The following is an 18,584-nucleotide window of genomic DNA, read 5'->3' as shown; positions in this document are numbered from 1 at the left end:
TTATTATTTATCCACGATATTAGTTAACTTGGTTAATCATTTACTTTGATAAGTATATGCTCACCTAAATAAATTGTCAATCCTTTAATTATAAAAAATTTATTAAATTCATTATCAAAAAGAATTGCCTTTTGCAGTTTAAAAGCTTATGATGTGTGTATACTACAAATAAAGCGGGGAACAAGTGAGATGAAAAGGTAACTATACATTAGAGCGTATAATTAAACGGAGGTTTCCAATGATAAAGAAAATTGACCACAGTAAAATGGGCAGAAGTGAACTTGGATGGCTAAACAGCTGGTTTCATTTCTCATTTGCCGAATACTACAATCCCGACAATATTCAATACGGTGCACTGCGTGTCATAAACGATGATCTAATACAGGCACACACCGGATTTGACACACATCCCCACAAAAACATGGAAATCATCACCTATGTGGTTGACGGTGAACTCACCCACGGCGACAGTATGGACAACAAACGGACGCTTACCCGGGGCGACATACAGTACATGAGTGCCGGAACCGGCATTTATCACAGTGAATTAAATGAATCAGATGAACACCTGCGCCTGCTGCAGATCTGGATCTTACCGGATGCAGCAGAATATATTCCCCAATATGGTGACTATACTTTTCCCTGGATTAACAGGCTGAATCAGTGGTTCCAGATTGTATCATCTGAAGATGGTACAGCGCCAATACGCATTCATCAGGATATAAATATATTTGTAACCCAGCTTATTCAAAATCAATCCCTGGAGTATGAAATCCTTCCGGGACGCCAGGCATATCTGGTATTAATTGAAGGACGGGCACAATTAAATGAAGTTACGTTAGAAAAAAGGGATGCCGCAGAAATCTCTGCCGGAAAATTGACCATACAGGCACAATCAGAAGCCCATATTATTTTTTTTGAAATGAAAGAACGTTAAACGCAAAGACTTCCGACAGATCGCAATTCTGCCGGAAGTCTTTGTATTTATTACCTCTTTTATTCAAACCGAAAAACAGGAAATCCTTCATCATTCCATTTAACCTGCATTAACATTGCGTGGCGATTTGGATTATACAATGGATCCCCGATAATTTCTTTCTCCGTTCTCGCATGATACACCATCATGTCATTTCCATCATTATCTTTCGTAAATGAATTATGCCCTGGTCCATAGATCCCATAAGCTTCATCTGAGGATAAAACAGGCATACGTTCTTTTTTCCAGGATAATGGATCCAGCAGATCGCTGTCCTCGCTCGCACTTAGCATCCCCATGCAATAAGCAATTCCTGTTTCACTTGCCGAATAGGTCAGGAATATCCGCTTATTATTTTTAATCACAGCCGGTCCTTCATTCACCCAGAAACCAACCCGTTCCCATGGATAGTCCGGTGTAGTCAGCAGCACCTGAACTGATTTTAATTTATACGGAGTTTCCAATTCTCCTATGTATAGGTTGGATATCTGCTTTCCAACACCTACTTTTTCAGCCCATACATAATAGTACTTTCCCAGGTTCTCGAATACGGTTGCATCCAGGGAAAATCCACGAAACGAAAATTCATCTTCATCGGCGCACTGCATCATTCCCCTCTCAGTCCAGGTTCCTGTTATCGGATTCTCATCACCGCATTCCAATACATAGGGACGGATCGCCCATATATCCTCTTTGTCACCTGCAGCAAAATACAGGTACCATTTCTGATCCAGATAATGCAGCTCCGGTGCCCAGATGTGTTCACTCATTTTCCCGTGCTCATGCTTGTGCCAGATCTCTGTCTCTTCTGCAAAAGGCAGTTCCTCTAAACTTTTAGAGCGGCGCAGTACGATTCCATCATATGCAGACACCGATGCAGTGAAATAATACCATCCATCGCTGTGGCGGTAAACATATGGATCAGCCCTCTGCATAATCCATGGTGTATTATATTTTAGTCCTTCTTTTAATTCCATTTTACCTCCGCTGCCATATAGGAGTTCAGCCCAGTGTATCTCCATCCACCGGCCTGTACTTCACTATACGTTCTTTTTTAACTTTCTTTTCATTGATGAGATCAAGCAGAAGGCTTACGGAAGTCTGTGCAACTTCCTCCACGGAATTATAAATTGTGGATAATCTGGGCGATACATATCGCAGAATATCAATATTATCAAATCCCATGATTCCATAATCTTCTACTACCTTTTTCCCCTTCATCTGAAGATATCTCATTAATTCCAATGCGATCATATCGGAAGTACAGAAGAAAGCAGTCCTTTTATCTGTGTTCTTAAGTTCCTGATATGCAGGCTCTAAGTATTCCCAGCTTTGAATCAGCCCCTGTTCCACATGGGGATATCGATCCATTGTTTCTTTAAATCCCTTTGCTCTTTCTTCATGTACATAGACATTCTCTCTCTGGGCATCAGCCAGTGGCGGGCATACAAAGATTACCCGCTCATATTTCTTATTTACAATTTTTTCCGCTGCTTCAGCTGCAGCTTTTTTCCCGTCTATTCCAACAAAAGGGATCCCTTTTGCCACCTTATTGTCAATGGTTACAATGGGGATTTCAAGACCTTTTAAAAATTCCTTATACGCTTCCCCTTTGTTAATGGAGGAAAGAATAATTCCATCCATATGATAATCCGCCAGCCGGCAGAGCTGTTCCCGTTCTATTTCTACTTTATTTTCATGGAATGTGATATTCACAGAATAATCGATCTTCCTGGCCTCCCGTACAATCGCATTTAGCATCTGGGAAAAATAGCGGTTGTCGGAATCCATAATAACAACTCCGATATAAAATGTTTTTCCCTTAACAAGACCTCTTGCAAGCATGTCGGGACGATAGTCATGTTCTTTCGCTATTTTCAGAATCATGTCTTTTGTCTCTTCATTAATTCTTCCTGTATTATGAAGCGCTCTATGTACGGTTGTTCTGGACACCCCGCATAGCAGTGCCAGATCTTTCGTTGTTATTCCCATCTTTCTGCCCCCTTGCATATCGTAAGCCTGCATGCGATACTGCTAAATGAGTAATGTGAACCTGTTCACATTTACCCCCTCGCATATCGCAGTAGTATGGCTTGTGAATACATTTATTCTAATACAATCCATGTGGCTTTACAATATTTATTTCCATACCCGGAAACTGCTGATTTCCAGTCACCCGTATGTGCTTTAAATACGCTCTGCTGCCCGGATCATATTCCAGGACAGGGGGCAAGCTCACATACCAGACGGTTTCCTTCTACTTTTCCGCCGGTTATCCTGCGTGGCTCTACGGCATCGTGCCGGATTAAATTTGTCATTTTCTTATCCTCACAGCTCATAGTTACCTGCTCCGTTATTCCCTTTATCTCAAATCCCTGAAGCTCACATTCAAAACAGATGGACTCGTCTTCACTTCGGTTGACCAGGAAAAATACCACTTCCTGTTCTTCTTCATTATATACGGTTACACTGTCTACATAAGGCACCTCACCAAACCGTTCACAGGCATAGGACGGACAGTCAAATACTTCCGATAAGACTGTACCTCTCCCATATCTGGAAGTATAGGAAAATGGATAAAAGATAGGCTGCACCCAAACCCCGCCGCCTTTTTCCGTCATAATAGCTGCACTGATATTGGTAAGTAGGGACTGGCATGCAATCTTAATGCGGTCTGCATATTTCAGGAAATTCATCAGCATACTGGCAAACAGAAGAGAATCTTCCATACTGTATATCTGCTCACTGAGGTTTGGCGCTACCTGCCACGGACTTTTGTCTACCTGGGCAGCCACTTCCACATCTGCCATTGACCACACACCCCATTCATCGAAACTAATGAACAATTCTTTATCCGAACGCTTTTTTGCCTTCACATAATCGCAGGTTCCGATCACCGTCTTAATATAGCGTTCCATATCCAAAGACTGTGCCAGAAAATAAGGTGTCCCTTTATCCTGTCCATCGTAATACTGATGCAAAGATATATAATCTACATAATCATAGGTATAATTTAACGTTATAGCTTCCCATTCCGGATAAGTTGCCATGTCGGATTTGGAACTGCCGCAGGAGACTAACTTAATACTGCTGTCCACCTGTTTCATCGCTTTTGCGGTTTCCTGTGCCAGACGCCCGTATTCTTCCGCGGTCTTATGCCCAATCTGCCAGTCTCCATCCATTTCATTACCCAGGCACCATGTATGGATACCGTAAGGGTTTTTTACACCATGAGCCTTACGCATATCACTGTAAAATGTACCCTCCGGGATATTGCAGTATTCTACAAAGGAAACTGCATTTTCAATCCCCTTAGTACCCAGATTCACTGCGAAAACAGGTTCGATCTCCGCTTTTTTTGCCCACTTCATAAATTCATTTGTACCAATTTCATTTGTTTCGATTGCACGCCATGCGATTTCCAGCCTGCGGGGTCTTTCTTCTACCTGGCCTACACCGTCTCTCCAGTCGTAACAGGAAACAAAGTTCCCTCCCGGATAACGGACTGCCGTAACTCCCATTTCTTTTACTTTTTCCAGAACATCCTGGCGGAAACCATCATCATCCGCTGAAGGATGTCCCGGCTCATAGATACCGGAATACACCACACGTCCCATATGTTCTACAAAAGAACCATAAATGCGTTTATCTATCTTTCCTTTTCTGAAATTTTTGTTTACAATCATAACTGCTTTCTGCATGTTTATACCCATTGCATATTGCCGGCTTGCCTGCAATACTGCCACACTTATACAGATTGAAAGAATCTCACCGTGGCTTCCTTTCTATGACATCATTTTCTTTCAACCAAAATTTGACTTATTAATTTAAATGTCCTTCTCTTCTTTCTCTTCTTTCACTCATTACCTCTACTCTTTCATACCAGCTGTGGCTATACCTTCCACAAAATATTTCTGGCAGAATATATACAATATTAATAATGGTGCCAGTGAGATTAAAGTCGCCGCAAGGGTCGGACCGTATTTAATTACCTTATTGCCAACGAGAACAGCAAGACCTGCGGACAACGTTCTCTTATTTGCAGAACTGGTCATCATCAGCGGGTAAAGCAGATCATTCCAGTTATTCATAAAATGAAAAATACCAAGGCTTGCAATCGCCGGCTTACATAGCGGAAGCATCAATGACCAGTAAATCCGGAATTCTCCCATACCGTCGATACGTCCGGACTCTTCAATAGATTTTGGCAGTCCTGCAAAAAATGACCTCATCATATAGATACCAAATGCACTTGTGGCTCTTGGAAGTATCAGTCCAAGATAAGTATCCAGCAGATTCAATTTATAAACTTCAATATAAAGGGGTGTCATGATAATCTGAAAGGGCACCATCATCGTCAGCAATATAATGGAAAAAATAATGCTGGATCCTTTGAAATTCATCCTGGCAAATGCATACCCCGCCATGGAATCAAAAAATACACTGAGTATCGTTACCGCTCCTGCAAAAATCACGGTATTTTTTGTCATATCAAATATGGGGATACTTTTTGTAACATACTTAAACTGATTCAGTGTCCATTCCACCGGGAAAAATTTCGGTGGATACTGAATTACGCCCACATCTGTTTTAAAGGAAGATACCAGCAGCCATAAAATAGGAATGACAACCGTAAGGGCAACAAACAATGTTAAAATAACACCAACTATATTTCCCAGGGATCTTTTTTTAATCATTGGCTTCTTCCCCCTTATTCAGTACTAACTTTTTAAGGACAAAGGTGATAACGGCTATAATTACAAAGAGATATACGGAAATGGAAGACGCATACCCCAGATCATATGGTGCTGTCTGAAAACCTCTGTCATAAATATACTGTACCACAGTCTCTGTCCTGTTCAGCGGACCTCCCTGGGTCATGACATAGGTCTGGTCAAATACCTGCAGGGCGCTTATGGTCGTCGTGACCACACAAAAGCTGATCGTAGGAAATATTCCCGGAATTGTAATATGTATAAATTTTTTCCACTGTCCTGCACCATCCATATCAGCCGCTTCATAAAGGGATGCCGATATATTCAGGACAGCTGCCGTAATCAGTGTCAGTGTATAACCAAATCCTTTCCATGCAGTAACCACAATAACCGTTGGCATAGCCAGATTCGGATCCTTTAAAAAAGATACGGAATCCAGTCCGATCTGCTCCAGCCAGTAAGGAACAAGTCCCATGTTGGGGTCCAGAAGCATAGACCATACAATACTGATGGCTGTCATGGAACAAACAAAGGGCAGATAGTAAGTAGACCGCAATAACTTTGTATACTTATTATTTTTAGCCACATACATTGCCAGCAAAAGTGCAAGCCCTACTTGAAGAGGTACTTCAAACAGTGTAAAATACAAGCTGTTAAAAGTAGCATTCCCCACCCGTGAATCCTGAAATAATTGCTTGAAATTTGTGAGTCCTGCAAAAGAAATATCCTTCATAAAGATATTCATATTCAACAGGCTGATCACCAGCGATGACACCAGTGGAATGAACACAAATATTGTTAAAATAATCATCGACGGCATAATAAACAAATACGCGCATTTCTGATAATGCGGCCGATATTTTTTTCTTTTCTTCATTCTTATCCCCCGGAATAGCACAAGCTGACTTGCGCTATTCTTTAATTAGTAGTTTGAAAGCGATTTTCTTTCAAACCTATACCTCCTGCATATCACAGGTCCCGCCTGCGATAGAGCATGGATCTGCCTTCCGGTAACTTTTATTTGCCCAGAACTTTATCCATTGCCGTAACTGCTTCCCCTAATGCTGCATCCGGGGCTGCCGCTCCTGTGATCACCTTTTCAAACATTGGGATCATGACATCGTTATCGATCTGGCTTGCTAAAGAATAACCCAGATTATAGGATCTTCCTATCTCTGTTGCCTTGGATATGGAGTTCAATACCTCATCATTTTTAATTTCCGGGTCTTCCATCAGTGATTTAGACCAAACCGGGAAACCGTTTCTCTGGGACCATTCTTTTAACGTATCATCTGACAGCCAATATTTCATGAACTTATAAACAGCTGTCTTTTTCGTATCATCAATTCCCTTGGGAATCATATAGCTGCATCCTCCTGCCGGTGAAAAAGCTCCCGCACTGCCGGATACACAAGGTGCTATTCCGAAATTAATTCCTGCTTCTTTTAAACCGTTAATCTGCCATGGCCCGCTCATATACATTGCGATCTGTCCTGCCTGAAGCATTGTATCTGCATCCGGTCCCGTAAGGTTCATGGGAGTTACTTTTTTATTTACAGCCAGATCCTGCAGCCATTCTAAAGTTTTAACATTTGCTTCTGAATCCAGTAAGTTTTCATTTTTATCCGGGTCATCGGCATCTCCTCCATTTGCCCATAAGAATTGCATATAGGTAACATTGGTAGGCAGTGCCAGTCCGTATTGTCTCTTGGACTCGTCCGTAAGCTTTTCTGCAAACTGTGCTAATTCTTCCATAGTTGCGGGCGGCGTTTCCGGATCCAGTCCGGCCGCTGTAAACATATCTTTATTCCAATACAGGTATTGTACGTTATACTGCATGGGCACCCCGTATAATTTTCCGTCAACGCAGGAAAGATCCACCACATTATCCAGGAAATTCGTTTTGTCCACTCCTGTTGTTTCCCAAAAATCGCTGATATCCTCCAGGGAATCATTACTCACATAAGGTGCAATATTTTCAATTCCGAAGAGAACAAAATCCGGAGCTGTATTGGTGGCAATTGCTGCAGGCAGCTTCTGCTGAAGGGTATCGTTCGGCATGATATCCATGTTAATCGTAATGTTATCTGTATTCGCGGCATTATAGTTGTCCACGATTTCTCTCAAAATGTCTCCATCCGAGCCGGTAAATACATTCCAGAAGTCCAGGGTCACTGCTTCACCGGAAGACTGCTCATCGGATGATTGTCCGTCGGATGACTGCTCATCGGAAGCTGCTTGCGTGTCTGTCCCTTTTTCTTCACCGGTACTTTCAGCATCACCTGCCGCCTTCGAATTTTCAGATACTTCCTTCCCATTCTCAGATGTTGTTTCTTTACTTCCAGAAGTGCTTCCCCCGCATCCTGCTAATGCACCTGCTGTCAAACTTGCTGCTAATAATAAACTCCAAAACTTTTTTGCTTTCATATTCTACCTCCATATAGAATCAATACTGGCTGGTTCATTGCTTCATTTTGCACCAGTCTCCTTAGAGCATATTAAAAAATTGCTCTAGTGGTTATCACCAATAGTCCCCCCGGATATTGTTTTAATCGAGTCTCGTTTTGGTGAACATTTTTTGCGTACACGTGTGCTCTACAATTTGAATTATATATAATGTACATAATTTTGTCAAGTGTGTTTTTTAGATTATTATAAAATAATTTAATTTACTATTTATTTGAGGATTGTGTTATCAGCTTTGTATGCACCTGCTCTCTGTTGGTTTATTATATTTGGGTTTAGATGAGTAATGACGCTTTGTAAATGATAGGTAGTGTACGGAAAGAGAAGGGGGCGAGCCAGGACATTGATTTGGAAGGCTTACCGCAGAACTGGCATTTTCTAACCTTCCCAGAGCCCTTTTTGGCGGCACGCGGGCATTCGCTGCGAAATCCTGATGCATTTCGCAGCTCACTGCCCGCTTAGTATCCGATGGGAGCCAGTCGAATACTATCCACCAAAAAGCACTCTGGGAAGGTAAGTAAATACTCAGCTCTGCTATACGCCTTCCAAATCAATATCCTGGCTCGCCCCCTTCTCTTTCCGAGATAGCATTCGTTGATACAAAGCTGGTTTTCTCAGCGTGGTGGGACCCTGGGGTTGTGGCATGCTGAACAATATTGGTGTTAAGCAACTGATCTTGAGAACGGGATTTGTTTTATATTCTGCAATCAGAAAAAGGAATAGACTTTCATCTTCTATTATGCATAAATTGTCAAAATATACCGCTCTACATCCAATAAAGAACATCCATCTACACCCAGGGAATCTATCATGCTGAGAACGAGTAACATAAAGCAACTGAACTTATCACAGTGATTTGTTTCTTCATTCCAGAAAAAGTAGCAAACTTTCATCTCCTTTTACGCTTAAATAGCCGAAACATACTACGCTGCATCCAATAAAGAACAGCCTGCCACAGCCCAGGGGTCCAACCATGCTGAGAAATTCAGCTTTGTGGCGGTAACATGAATCTCGGAAAGATGGGAGTGGGAAACTTGTATGGACGGAGGAAGCGTAGAGCAGAGCTGAGTATTTACTTACCTTTCCGGAGTGTTTTTTGGCGGATAGTATTCGACTGGCTCCCATCGGATACTAAGCGGGTACTGAACCGAGAAATGCATCAGGATTTCTCGGTGAATACCCGCGTGCCGCCAAAAAGCGCTTCGGAAAGGTTAGAAAATACCAGTTCTGCGGCCAGCTGACGGAGTCCATACAAGTTTCCCACTCCCATCTTTCCGTACACTACCTATCATTTACAAAGCGTCATTCCTCAGCTAAACCCAAATTTAAGCTGAAAGTGTAAGCTATAATTTTCAGGCAGAAAAACAGCCGGACCACTAAGTGCCCAGCTGTTTTTCTGCAGTATCCAATCTTATTTTTAGAATCTTAAGTTTACCAAAACCCTGAAATCAATCTGGGATTCCTCCTCCTTTTTTTCTTTTGGCGGAAAGGTATTCTCAAATGCTTCAAATTCCTCTTCATTTACTTCAAATCCACTGCTTTCTATAAATCTTCCTTCGATGCCCTTCAGTACTCCGGGTATTAGTTCCAGAAGCTGCATTGGTACTGCATATTTGCCATCTTCTGTCTTAACTTCATATTTTTCCGCACAATGAAATCCGAACCTGCTGTAATAGCGGGGATCACCGAATATACACACTGCCTGGTATCCTAACTCCTTCGCCCTATCCAGTGAATAGCGAATTAAAGCAGAACCGATTCCCTTTTTTTTATAATCCGGATGTACACTTACCGGTCCAAAGCATACCACCTCAAATGCCTCGCCTGCATCTGTAACAATAGCTCCCAGACTGTATGCTATATGTCCCACAATTTTACCATCCAGTTCTGCAACCAGATCCAGCTCTTTGATAAATTCTTTATGGTTCCTCAGATTATGAATCATAAAATGTTCCGTACAACCAGGTACATAGACATTCCAAAATGCTTCCCGGGTCAACTCTTCCACCGTTCTGTAATCCTCCGGCTTTTCAAGCCTTATGTTAAATTTTTCAATCATTCTGCTACTCTCTCCTGTAATTTATTTAACTTGCTCTTATTTTCTCCGATACGGCAATGCCCATACCCTTGTCTGTCCGGATATTTATTTCAGCCAGCTGTATCAATCTGCATCCATCTGAATTTCTCAGTCACAGACCCTCTCCGGCGAATTTCTTCCATCTCTTTCGGAATACAGCCAATAATGCCATTCTTTCTTCCCGTGAAAAATTTATGAAACTTTTTACGATTCTCAATTCTTTTTTTCCGGCTCCCTGCATTTTCAAATTTTTTAACTGATGCTCCATGCGGTCTATTAATACCGTTTCATCATGCAGGTCTCCGATCACAGTTTGAAACCAGGTACAGCTTTCCATCAGCTTTTCCCCTTTTTCTCCTGATTCTTCCCGGAAAAAGTCAAGTACATAACGCATATTTTTAAAAGCAATCCGCATCTGATGCAATACCGGTTCCGGAACAACCAGCCCGTTGATCCATTCATCATAAGCTTTTAATTGCATATAACACTGCAACAGGCTGACTTCCAGTACCTGCCTGTTCTGAAATATCATTACTTTAGCTGCTTTTTTCAAAACCGGCCGGCATACACCTGTTTCTAAATAGGATTCCATATCCCTTAAGAATGTTTCATATGCGATTGAACTGCAATGCCGATTTACCTCACTTAAACGTCTGTCTCTGGTCTCGCCAATCATTTTCCACAAAACAGGAATTTCTTTTATGGTATATCCACTTTTTTTCAAAAAATACACACACTTTTCCTGCATAATGTCAAGATCCCTAAGACTGCCCAGTATCTTGAGATTTTCCTTTAACTTTAAAATGCACTCCTGCTGCCATCTGTCATTCATATATCCGCTGAATATTACCGACAGGGAAAGCAGCCTGCGAAATGCCACTCTGATATCATGAATTACTTCAGGTTTCGAAAGATCCTTTGAATTACTGCTTAGTCTGGTGATTTCCTGTATCTGTATTGCCACATATTCCGACAGCTTTTGACAAAAATTATCGGAAGGATAGCGGCCGGACTCTCTTTTACCACCTTTTCCGCTATCCTGCTGCTGCATAACCTGTTGCCTTGCCTGGACAACGCTTTCCGCCAGAAACCTTAAGCTCCTGCCCTGCTCCACACTAAGTCCTGCACTTTTCATGCTGAATTTTACGGCTTTTTCCAAAGGAGACCCTGAATTAACACAGCTGATGGTTGCTGCCAATAACCGATTTTTCTCCTCCGTCAGAGATTTCAGGGGATGTGTCAAAATTATATCACCTGCCTGGGAAATTTTTGCTGTTTCCAAAACTCCTTTATGGATATCCTGAAGAAGATATGCCTTTGATGCCACATTCCCATAATCCTGCGGCAGCTGATATAATACGGCAAATCGCCGAAACAGCTTCTCAGCTATCCTGGCTCCTTCTTTTTGCAGGCTGCAGTGAATACCAAAATGACGACATAAATCACTTGTTTTCCAGTACTGAACCTCCTTCTTGGGGAGTGGCAGATATCTTGTATTTTGTACCTGACTGACCGCAGCTTTTTTCATAAGCATCCTCCTTCTAATTTGCTTGTTTTTTCCCTATACTTCTTTCCATATCCGCAGCACCGCATACATCCGCTCCTAAGTCTAATATGATTTTCTTTATCTCCTCTTTCATACTTCTCTCTGCTCCCTTGGAATCTTATCGTAAATTATTTGCTCTGTATCTAAAGCATAGCTTACCTAAGCCTATAAATCAACCTTTACTGATAAGAACTTACAAGTTTCCCCGGAACGTTTATTTACAGCTCACTATAAAGAAACATTTTTATGAGTTATTAACGGAAAGAGCAGGGACAGGCATTGACAGAGGCAAAGAAGGCTTTTTATGCAAAACAGTCATGATTCTACCATTTATCCAATATATATAAAATAAATAGAATTTGGGAATGTATATGATAAAGATTAATCACGCACTTTGTAAAAAACTGGCTAAATACGCTTTTCTATTCGTGGCAGCATTTCTGGCCGGCCATTTTGCCGCCAGAATTGTAGACAGTACTGTCAGTACCTCTATTCAGTCCTCAGCGGAAGGCAACTGGGGGCTTAGTTTCCAGGAAGAGGGTAAGCCGCCTGTGGCAAACGCTACTTTTGATGAACTGAAAAAATACGATACTTATTATGCAGAAGATACCACGGAAAAGGTTCTGTATCTGACATTTGATGCAGGGTATGAAAATGGGAATACATCCGCTATTTTAGATGCTCTGAAAAAACATAATGCTCCGGCGACATTTTTTATTGTGGGTAACTTTCTCTCAACAAGCCCTGACCTGGTAAAACGTATGGTAGCAGAAGGCCATACCGTCGGAAATCATACCTATCATCACCCTGACATGTCAAAAATGTCTACCATGGAATCCTTTTCAAAAGAAATACAGGATCTTGAGAAGCTCTATCAGGACACCGTTGGACAGCCGCTCACAAAATTCTACCGTCCGCCACAGGGCAAATACAGTGAAAATAACCTGAAAATGGCTCAGGAAATGGGATATAAAACATTTTTCTGGAGTCTTGCTTATGTAGACTGGTATCAGGATAAGCAGCCTTCAAAGGAAGAAGCCTTCAAAAAACTCCTTGGCAGAATCCATCCCGGTGCCGTTGTCCTCCTTCACAGTACTTCTAAAACAAATGCTGATATTATGGATGAACTTCTTAGCAAATGGGAAGAGATGGGTTATACTTTCAAATCTCTGGATCAATTGGCACAATGATAAAACATACACCACTCTCTAATAGCTTTTCTAAGCTCATTAAAAAGTGGTGTTTTTATTTCGTCCATAATAATGCCCATATGCCAGGCATATTTCTATTTAATTTTTCTGTTATTATCTGAATTGCCAGTTCCTCTATTGCTGAAACAGCCGCCATTAGTCCTGCTGGTCACCTGGTATCTTCTTGCAATCCAGCCGTCAGCCAAATCACTGAATCCACAGATAAAATACACGATCCAAAATGCTGTTCCAAGCGGCTTCATCATTCACACCTTTTACCATACCTTTCCTTTCAACTAGATCATAAGGATAATTCTAACCCTGTTCCTACCTCAGTCACATTAAGTGCATCGTTCATCTTCGCCTTCGCCTGAAAGGAAACACAGTGGCAGGGATATAAATTTTCCACTTGATTTTCCTGAAAGCAGCGGATCGTTTTTTCTAACCTCACATCCCGGTCAAATATATGAAATCCACCCAGAATACCCTGAATCCGCTTCTCCTTACATACCTGTTTGCTATACTCGATAATATTGCATATACCGCTGTGTGAACATCCGGTAATCACAAACAGGCCATTCGCTGACTGATACACAAGTGCAGAATCATCCAGAACCTGATCCGGTTCCCATACCCCATTGCTGTTCTGTTCTCCGATTTCGGCCCTTTTTTCAAAATCATTCAGAGAAGGTATTTCACCCAGAAAAACCAGATTTTCATTTAACCGGATTGGTTTTTCTGATAAAATCAGACTGCCGCTTTTTTTCATTTCCCCTTCTGAAAAAGGTGCTCCGATGTCTTCTGCACCATCTCGCTTAGGCTTAAAACAATCGGGATGTGCAAGAATCTTAACATCAGGTAATACATACCGCTGCATCAAAAACTTATAGCCTCTGGTATGGTCATTATGCCCATGAGAAAATACAATATGCGTCAATTTACCTAAGTCGATATCCATCGCCCTGGCATTTGTTATCAATACATCCGAATATCCTGTATCGAACAAAATGCATTGATCCCCATCCTCAATGTAATAACTAACCGCAGGCTCGCCTTTATAATATTGATCAATATAAGTATTATTATCAACCAGAACCTTTAATTTCATTTTTCTCCTCTCATCTGACAGTTATATTTTCGTCTTCCCCCTCATACATTATACCACACCATGGTATTGGAGGTTGCTTCATGAAATATGGATTAGCATTGGCCGGAGGCGGCACAAGAGGAGCGGCACATGTAGGCGTGCTGAAAGCTCTGGATGAAGAACACCTTCTTCCTTCTTCCATTGCCGGTACCAGCGCCGGAAGTATCGTCACCGGTCTATTTGCCTCTGGAATGAGTATCCCGGAGATGTGTAAGGTTGTCACCCATCTCTCCCGTCGCGGTTTGTCTTATCTTGATCCGGACTATACGAATATTCTGAAACTTTTTCCTCAAATGATATGCAAAAAAACAGTAACCCTCACGGGGCTGTTAAAGGGAAATAAACTTGCTGAATATCTATGTGAACTTACCCATAATATTTCATTATCAGATGCCCAAATAAAAACAGTAATTCCGGCAGTTGATATTGAAAGTGGAGATACCATCGTTTTTACCAATTTCGCCTGGACTTATCCCCTGGAGCATGTCCGTTGGAAACACACAGGTAAACTTGGTGACATCATGATGGCAAGTTCCTCTGTTCCAGCCATCTTTCAGCCTAGAAAACTGGAAAACTATCAGCTGGTAGACGGCGGAGTAACTAATAACCTTCCGGTTGATTTACTGGCGGCAGCCGATGAAAAACGAATTATCGCCGTAGATCTGGGCGATGACTATAAGAAGCCAGCAAATAACTCTATTTTTGAAGTATCCCTGCATTCATTTTCCATTATGAGCAGAGATCTGAAGGATTGTTTATCGCAAAAAGAGCTGTTGCTCCTGAAGCCTTCTCTTCCTGATGAAGCAGGATTATTGACCTTTGAATATATGACAGACTGCATGGAGGCCGGATATCAGTATACAAAAAAAATGATTCCCCGGATCAAAGAAGTACTGTCAGCTCCTGTAAATCCTATAAAAAGACTTTGATATTCTATAGAAAAACCGCAGTCCTATACCGCTTACGCTTTAATTGCCCATCGCATTTTCGTTGAACGGGCTCGGCTGTTTATGTTACACTCTTCCGCTGACGGGCGAATAACTTCTGTTGCAATTTCACTGTAAACACCATCGCGGAACAGTTGTTTAAAGGACTTTTTAACAAGCCTGTCCTCCCCGGAATGGAATGTAAGTATGGCTACCCGTCCGCCTTTTGCGAGTACATCCGGAAGCTTTTCCAAGAATTGATAAAGTACTTCAAATTCGCTGTTCACATCAATTCTCAATGCCTGAAAAGTCCTTTGACAAGATTTCTTAATTGCTTCTTTTCGTTGATCAGCAGGAACAAACTCCAGTGCATCTCCTATAATTTGCTGGAGTTTTGTTGTTGTAGAGATCTCTTTTCCTTTCTTAATCTCAGAAATAATCCCATGAGAAATCTCTTCAGCATAAGGTTCATCTGAATTATCAATCAGCATACCCATCAGTTCTTCCTTGCTAATTGTTCTTAAGCGTTCAGCTGCAGATATTCCTTTTTCCGGATTTAACCTCAGATCTAATGGTCCCTCTTTTTTATAAGAAAATCCTCTGTCCGGATTATCTATCTGCATGGAAGAGACTCCTAAATCCGCCAATACAAAATCAAAAGCTCCCGCTTTCCCGGCAACCTGGTCGATATCCGCAAAATTCAACTGCAGAATTGTCAATATATCCGATCCAAATCCCAAACCTTCCAGTCGCTCCCTGGTCTTAACTATTTCTATCGGATCTACATCCAGTGCATACATATGACCCTGGGATTTCAGACATTTCATCATTTCCAGTGTATGTCCCCCATATCCCAGTGTTGCATCCAGACCGGTCTGACCCGGCTTTATCTGCAGAAAATCCAATATTTCCTTTACACAAATGGAAATATGCATCCCCACGGGGGTACTTCCTTTTTGTATTACCTTTGCCACCGTTTCCGGATATTTTTCCGGTTGAAGTTCTTTATATTTTTCCTTATATGTTTTAGGATGAGTCCCTTTATATCTTACTCGACGTTTATGTTTTTGTTCCTGGTTATCCATTGTATGCCTCTCTTTCATTTATATCAAACGCATCACCTTCTGGTGTATCACTATATTTCATTTTCTTTATAAATAAGATTGTATTTTAATCATTTATTCTGTCATTCGGTCTCATACCAGCAGTAAGTTCCCCTGCCTTCTTCTTTTGCTTTATATAATGCTTTATCCGCATTATGATATGCTTTTGTGAATGACAAATCGCCTTTTCTAACTCTGACAATACCTATGGAACAGCTCTGTTCCAAATCCATCCCGGTAAAGATTATGCCGATCTTTTCAATCAGTTGATCTGCAATCTGAGTTCCTTCATTTCTGCTGTGAACCCCCTTAACAAACAGCATGAACTCATCTCCGCCAATCCTGCCTGCGATATCAGAATCTCCTGCATGTTTCTCGAGAACAGCCGCTGTGCGCTTAATAAGCGCATCCCCCGCCTGATGCCCTTTTTGGTCATTCACTTTTTTAAATTCATCTAAATCAAGCAAAAACAGCAATCCATCTGCCTTCTCTTCCGTCAGCAGACGACTGATATGCTTTTCTGTAAATTTCCGGTTAAAGAGTCCTGTCATCGAATCCAGCTGAATATCTTTTTCCAGCACCGCGCTGCGCCGCATGGCTTCTTCTGCCTGACTCGCAAATGTTTTGGGATAATACTCATCTTCTTGCTGATAAATATAAGGAACTGAATGATGCAGGCTGTCAATTACTAATCTTCCGTTAATCTCAGCGTGTACAACAGCGGTAATCCTGGTATCCATATTGATAACCACCTGTTTTCCCTCAACATCCGATTCACCAGCTTCAAATTCTCCATATACAATACAGACATCCTCACTGACCAGTTTTGCCTCATACCATTCATTTCTGATGATAAAGTCAATCCCTTCTGCTTCTTTCTGATCCTTTTGCAGACCGTTGATCAAAGATTCCAGCCCATGATAAAACTCGTGTTTCCCCGTTCCAATCACCAGTATATCAGGGGAAAGATATTCAAACATCTTTTCAATCTTCATCTGATCCCCGGAAATATAACTCTCCATCAACTGTTGTATCAATAGACTTGCCCTGCTGCATATATCTTCCTTCCTCATGGATACCTCCGTTTCGCTTGCTTGCATTATTATTATGATAACATATGGATTGTTATGTGTCGACTTCCTTTCCTGATTTTACAAAAAGATACAATTAAAAAAGCTCCACAAAGTGGAGCAGTCAGCCAGATTCAATTTAACGCTCAAACATATATCTTTCTATCTCTTGCAATGTTAATTTTCTTACCTTGGTATCCGGATATTCCCTATATGCTCCAGCACTGTAAACCGGAGCCATTTTTTCACATATTTTATCTTTATTTTTCCTCAAAAACAAATGCAGACCTTCTATATCTACAAATATTTTATATGATATGCGCCCTTTACTGCTTTTTATTTCATAAACTCCACAGGACTTTTTCATTGTATAATCAGCCGTTCTTAAATATAACTTTGCTATCTCTAAAGATTTGAATGGAAAATTCCACCTTTGCACACCTCTTTTTTCATCATGCTCAATGCAAATGCAGCGTCCGCAAGTTCCACAGATATATTGTGTATGATTTTGCAGGCACTCCATAGGATTCAGTAAAGGAGTTATTCTGTTGTTATCACTGTAACATTCCTTACACATAATTCTATTTTCCTTTCTTCACATTGTACTTTTTATCAGATCATTTTCACTTTTCTCCGATCTCTTTTTGAATTTAGTTTACTATATTTTCAAAAAACCGTCTATCAAAATATTAGGCTTCTTTTGCTGCTATAACAGAATCTTTTAATCTTGCTTTACAAAAAAGATTTTGCCGGATCGTTCTCACTTTCCGGCAAAATCCTTTTTATTTTATCTACAATTTATTTCCAGGCGGAGCAGATTCTGCATTTTCCTGATCCCCTCTTTTTGGGATGTAACGATGGCATCCAATAAGGGTACCAATGAAGAGCAAATAGGGAATTGCAGTGCATTCTCTGACATGTAGACAGCCCCTTTGTGGTGCGGTATCATTTCACGCATAAAATTAGCGTCAATATTATTGTCGGTGGACGCTGCCTTCATCTCATAAAACATATTCTGTATGATGTAATCATTGTTTTGTTTATAACAGCTGAGTTCTTCCGGTTCATTCATACAGCATTGACATTCCGGATATACCGCTTTCATATTTTCAATGCTTTTCTGCTGGGATACGATAATATTCATTGCTATGTTTTGTAATGGAATATTCGTTGTATACCTCAGCAGATTTTCAGACATGGCAATGGCGGCACAGTGATGGGGAATCATCTGGGTTATGAAACTGCCTGAAATGCTCTCCGTAAGTTTCACCCCAGACATCTTCTGAATCATATTTTCTAAAATGCAGTGATATTGTTCTACATAAGCTTTTGTATTATTACTTAACTGGCATGTATTGGTCATAATTT

At 41.1% G+C, this 18,584-nt stretch carries 18 protein-coding genes; 3 read left to right on the top strand and 15 right to left on the bottom strand.

The features are described from left to right. Nucleotides 1–238: 238 nt before the first annotated feature. Nucleotides 239–937, top strand: coding sequence for a pirin family protein (locus CD03_RS0108735; RefSeq protein WP_027293314.1), 699 nt, complete (start codon nt 239–241; stop codon nt 935–937). Between the two features lie 59 nt (nt 938–996). Here the strand turns inward: CD03_RS0108735 and CD03_RS0108730 are convergent, their stop codons facing one another. The 9 genes from CD03_RS0108730 to CD03_RS0108685 form a co-directional block, all read right to left on the bottom strand. Then, nucleotides 997–1,953: a glycoside hydrolase family 43 protein gene (locus CD03_RS0108730; protein WP_027293313.1), complete on the bottom strand. Its 957-nt coding sequence runs from the start codon at nt 1,951–1,953 to the stop codon at nt 997–999. Between the two features lie 25 nt (nt 1,954–1,978). Further along, nucleotides 1,979–2,968: a LacI family DNA-binding transcriptional regulator gene (locus tag CD03_RS0108725; protein ID WP_027293312.1), complete on the bottom strand. Its 990-nt coding sequence runs from the start codon at nt 2,966–2,968 to the stop codon at nt 1,979–1,981. A 218-nt stretch (nt 2,969–3,186) separates the two neighbouring features. Further along, nucleotides 3,187–4,722, bottom strand: a complete 1,536-nt coding sequence (gene arfA / locus CD03_RS32955) for an arabinosylfuranosidase ArfA (RefSeq protein ID WP_242849070.1) — start codon at nt 4,720–4,722, stop codon at nt 3,187–3,189. Between the two features lie 123 nt (nt 4,723–4,845). Then, nucleotides 4,846–5,673: a carbohydrate ABC transporter permease gene (locus tag CD03_RS0108715; protein ID WP_027293311.1), complete on the bottom strand. Its 828-nt coding sequence runs from the start codon at nt 5,671–5,673 to the stop codon at nt 4,846–4,848. Further along, nucleotides 5,666–6,568 (bottom strand): carbohydrate ABC transporter permease, encoded by a 903-nt coding sequence (locus tag CD03_RS32950; RefSeq protein WP_044289254.1) that lies wholly within the window; start codon nt 6,566–6,568, stop codon nt 5,666–5,668. Before CD03_RS32950 ends, CD03_RS0108715 begins: the two co-directional genes overlap by 8 nt. A 140-nt stretch (nt 6,569–6,708) precedes the next feature. Beyond that, the gene (locus tag CD03_RS0108705) at nt 6,709–8,118 is read right to left on the bottom strand and encodes an ABC transporter substrate-binding protein (protein ID WP_027293310.1); all 1,410 of its coding nucleotides are present in this window, start codon (nt 8,116–8,118) and stop codon (nt 6,709–6,711) included. A 1,198-nt stretch (nt 8,119–9,316) separates the two neighbouring features. Further along, nucleotides 9,317–9,439, bottom strand: coding sequence for a hypothetical protein (locus tag CD03_RS38835; RefSeq protein WP_255348070.1), 123 nt, complete (start codon nt 9,437–9,439; stop codon nt 9,317–9,319). A 135-nt stretch (nt 9,440–9,574) separates the two neighbouring features. Further along, nucleotides 9,575–10,216, bottom strand: a complete 642-nt coding sequence (locus CD03_RS0108690; RefSeq protein ID WP_044289253.1) for a GNAT family N-acetyltransferase — start codon at nt 10,214–10,216, stop codon at nt 9,575–9,577. 130 nt (nt 10,217–10,346) lie between these two features. After that, nucleotides 10,347–11,762: a CHAD domain-containing protein gene (locus CD03_RS0108685; RefSeq protein WP_027293307.1), complete on the bottom strand. Its 1,416-nt coding sequence runs from the start codon at nt 11,760–11,762 to the stop codon at nt 10,347–10,349. 389 nt (nt 11,763–12,151) lie between these two features. Between CD03_RS0108685 and CD03_RS0108675 the strand changes: the two genes are divergently transcribed. After that, nucleotides 12,152–12,970, top strand: a complete 819-nt coding sequence (locus CD03_RS0108675; protein ID WP_027293306.1) for a polysaccharide deacetylase family protein — start codon at nt 12,152–12,154, stop codon at nt 12,968–12,970. Between the two features lie 95 nt (nt 12,971–13,065). On the opposite strand, the gene CD03_RS37760 is transcribed toward CD03_RS0108675, so the two are convergent. Both CD03_RS37760 and CD03_RS0108665 read right to left on the bottom strand, forming a co-directional pair. After that, nucleotides 13,066–13,236: a CDP-alcohol phosphatidyltransferase family protein gene (locus tag CD03_RS37760; RefSeq protein WP_156042832.1), complete on the bottom strand. Its 171-nt coding sequence runs from the start codon at nt 13,234–13,236 to the stop codon at nt 13,066–13,068. A 35-nt stretch (nt 13,237–13,271) separates the two neighbouring features. Beyond that, the gene (locus tag CD03_RS0108665) at nt 13,272–14,078 is read right to left on the bottom strand and encodes an MBL fold metallo-hydrolase (RefSeq protein WP_027293305.1); all 807 of its coding nucleotides are present in this window, start codon (nt 14,076–14,078) and stop codon (nt 13,272–13,274) included. Nucleotides 14,079–14,158: 80 nt separating this feature from the next. Here CD03_RS0108665 and CD03_RS0108660 point away from each other — a divergent pair, with 80 nt between their 5' ends. Next, nucleotides 14,159–15,046 carry a patatin-like phospholipase family protein gene (locus CD03_RS0108660; protein ID WP_027293304.1) on the top strand — a complete coding sequence of 296 codons (888 nt, stop codon included), beginning with the start codon at nt 14,159–14,161 and terminating at the stop codon, nt 15,044–15,046. A gap of 32 nt (nt 15,047–15,078) precedes the next feature. On the opposite strand, the gene rsmH is transcribed toward CD03_RS0108660, so the two are convergent. The 4 genes from rsmH to CD03_RS0108640 form a co-directional block, all read right to left on the bottom strand. Then, complete coding sequence (rsmH, locus tag CD03_RS0108655; RefSeq protein WP_027293303.1) at nt 15,079–16,128, bottom strand: 16S rRNA (cytosine(1402)-N(4))-methyltransferase RsmH; 1,050 nt, start codon at nt 16,126–16,128, stop codon at nt 15,079–15,081. A 101-nt stretch (nt 16,129–16,229) separates the two neighbouring features. After that, nucleotides 16,230–17,219 (bottom strand): diguanylate cyclase domain-containing protein, encoded by a 990-nt coding sequence (locus CD03_RS0108650; protein WP_027293302.1) that lies wholly within the window; start codon nt 17,217–17,219, stop codon nt 16,230–16,232. Nucleotides 17,220–17,355: 136 nt separating this feature from the next. Continuing rightward, nucleotides 17,356–17,793 carry a hypothetical protein gene (locus CD03_RS0108645; RefSeq protein WP_027293301.1) on the bottom strand — a complete coding sequence of 146 codons (438 nt, stop codon included), beginning with the start codon at nt 17,791–17,793 and terminating at the stop codon, nt 17,356–17,358. A gap of 210 nt (nt 17,794–18,003) precedes the next feature. Continuing rightward, entirely contained in the window at nt 18,004–18,579 is a 576-nt protein-coding gene (locus CD03_RS0108640; protein ID WP_027293300.1) for a DUF305 domain-containing protein, read from the bottom strand. Nucleotides 18,580–18,584 lie beyond the last annotated feature (5 nt).

This window comes from Robinsoniella sp. KNHs210 (assembly GCF_000686105.1).
Taxonomy (GTDB): Bacteria; Bacillota; Clostridia; order Lachnospirales; family Lachnospiraceae; genus Robinsoniella; species Robinsoniella peoriensis.
The sequence above is the reverse complement of the archived record's forward strand: the minus strand, read 5'-3'. Positions and strand labels throughout refer to the sequence as shown.

Excerpts from the sequence above, each read along its gene's own strand:
- CD03_RS37760 (WP_156042832.1), bottom strand. The coding sequence starts at position 13,236 with ATGATGAAGCCGCTTGGAACAGCATTTTGGATCGTGTATTTTATCTGT.
- CD03_RS0108685 (WP_027293307.1), bottom strand. The coding sequence starts at position 11,762 with ATGAAAAAAGCTGCGGTCAGTCAGGTACAAAATACAAGATATCTGCCA.
- CD03_RS0108715 (WP_027293311.1), bottom strand. The coding sequence starts at position 5,673 with ATGATTAAAAAAAGATCCCTGGGAAATATAGTTGGTGTTATTTTAACA.
- CD03_RS0108705 (WP_027293310.1), bottom strand. The coding sequence starts at position 8,118 with ATGAAAGCAAAAAAGTTTTGGAGTTTATTATTAGCAGCAAGTTTGACA.
- CD03_RS0108650 (WP_027293302.1), bottom strand. The coding sequence starts at position 17,219 with ATGAGGAAGGAAGATATATGCAGCAGGGCAAGTCTATTGATACAACAG.
- CD03_RS0108660 (WP_027293304.1), top strand. The coding sequence starts at position 14,159 with ATGAAATATGGATTAGCATTGGCCGGAGGCGGCACAAGAGGAGCGGCA.
- CD03_RS0108725 (WP_027293312.1), bottom strand. The coding sequence starts at position 2,968 with ATGGGAATAACAACGAAAGATCTGGCACTGCTATGCGGGGTGTCCAGA.
- CD03_RS0108665 (WP_027293305.1), bottom strand. The coding sequence starts at position 14,078 with ATGAAATTAAAGGTTCTGGTTGATAATAATACTTATATTGATCAATAT.
- CD03_RS0108645 (WP_027293301.1), bottom strand. The coding sequence starts at position 17,793 with ATGTGTAAGGAATGTTACAGTGATAACAACAGAATAACTCCTTTACTG.
- CD03_RS0108675 (WP_027293306.1), top strand. The coding sequence starts at position 12,152 with ATGATAAAGATTAATCACGCACTTTGTAAAAAACTGGCTAAATACGCT.
- CD03_RS0108690 (WP_044289253.1), bottom strand. The coding sequence starts at position 10,216 with ATGATTGAAAAATTTAACATAAGGCTTGAAAAGCCGGAGGATTACAGA.
- CD03_RS0108640 (WP_027293300.1), bottom strand. The coding sequence starts at position 18,579 with ATGACCAATACATGCCAGTTAAGTAATAATACAAAAGCTTATGTAGAA.
- CD03_RS0108735 (WP_027293314.1), top strand. The coding sequence starts at position 239 with ATGATAAAGAAAATTGACCACAGTAAAATGGGCAGAAGTGAACTTGGA.
- CD03_RS0108730 (WP_027293313.1), bottom strand. The coding sequence starts at position 1,953 with ATGGAATTAAAAGAAGGACTAAAATATAATACACCATGGATTATGCAG.
- rsmH (WP_027293303.1), bottom strand. The coding sequence starts at position 16,128 with ATGGATAACCAGGAACAAAAACATAAACGTCGAGTAAGATATAAAGGG.
- CD03_RS32950 (WP_044289254.1), bottom strand. The coding sequence starts at position 6,568 with ATGAAGAAAAGAAAAAAATATCGGCCGCATTATCAGAAATGCGCGTAT.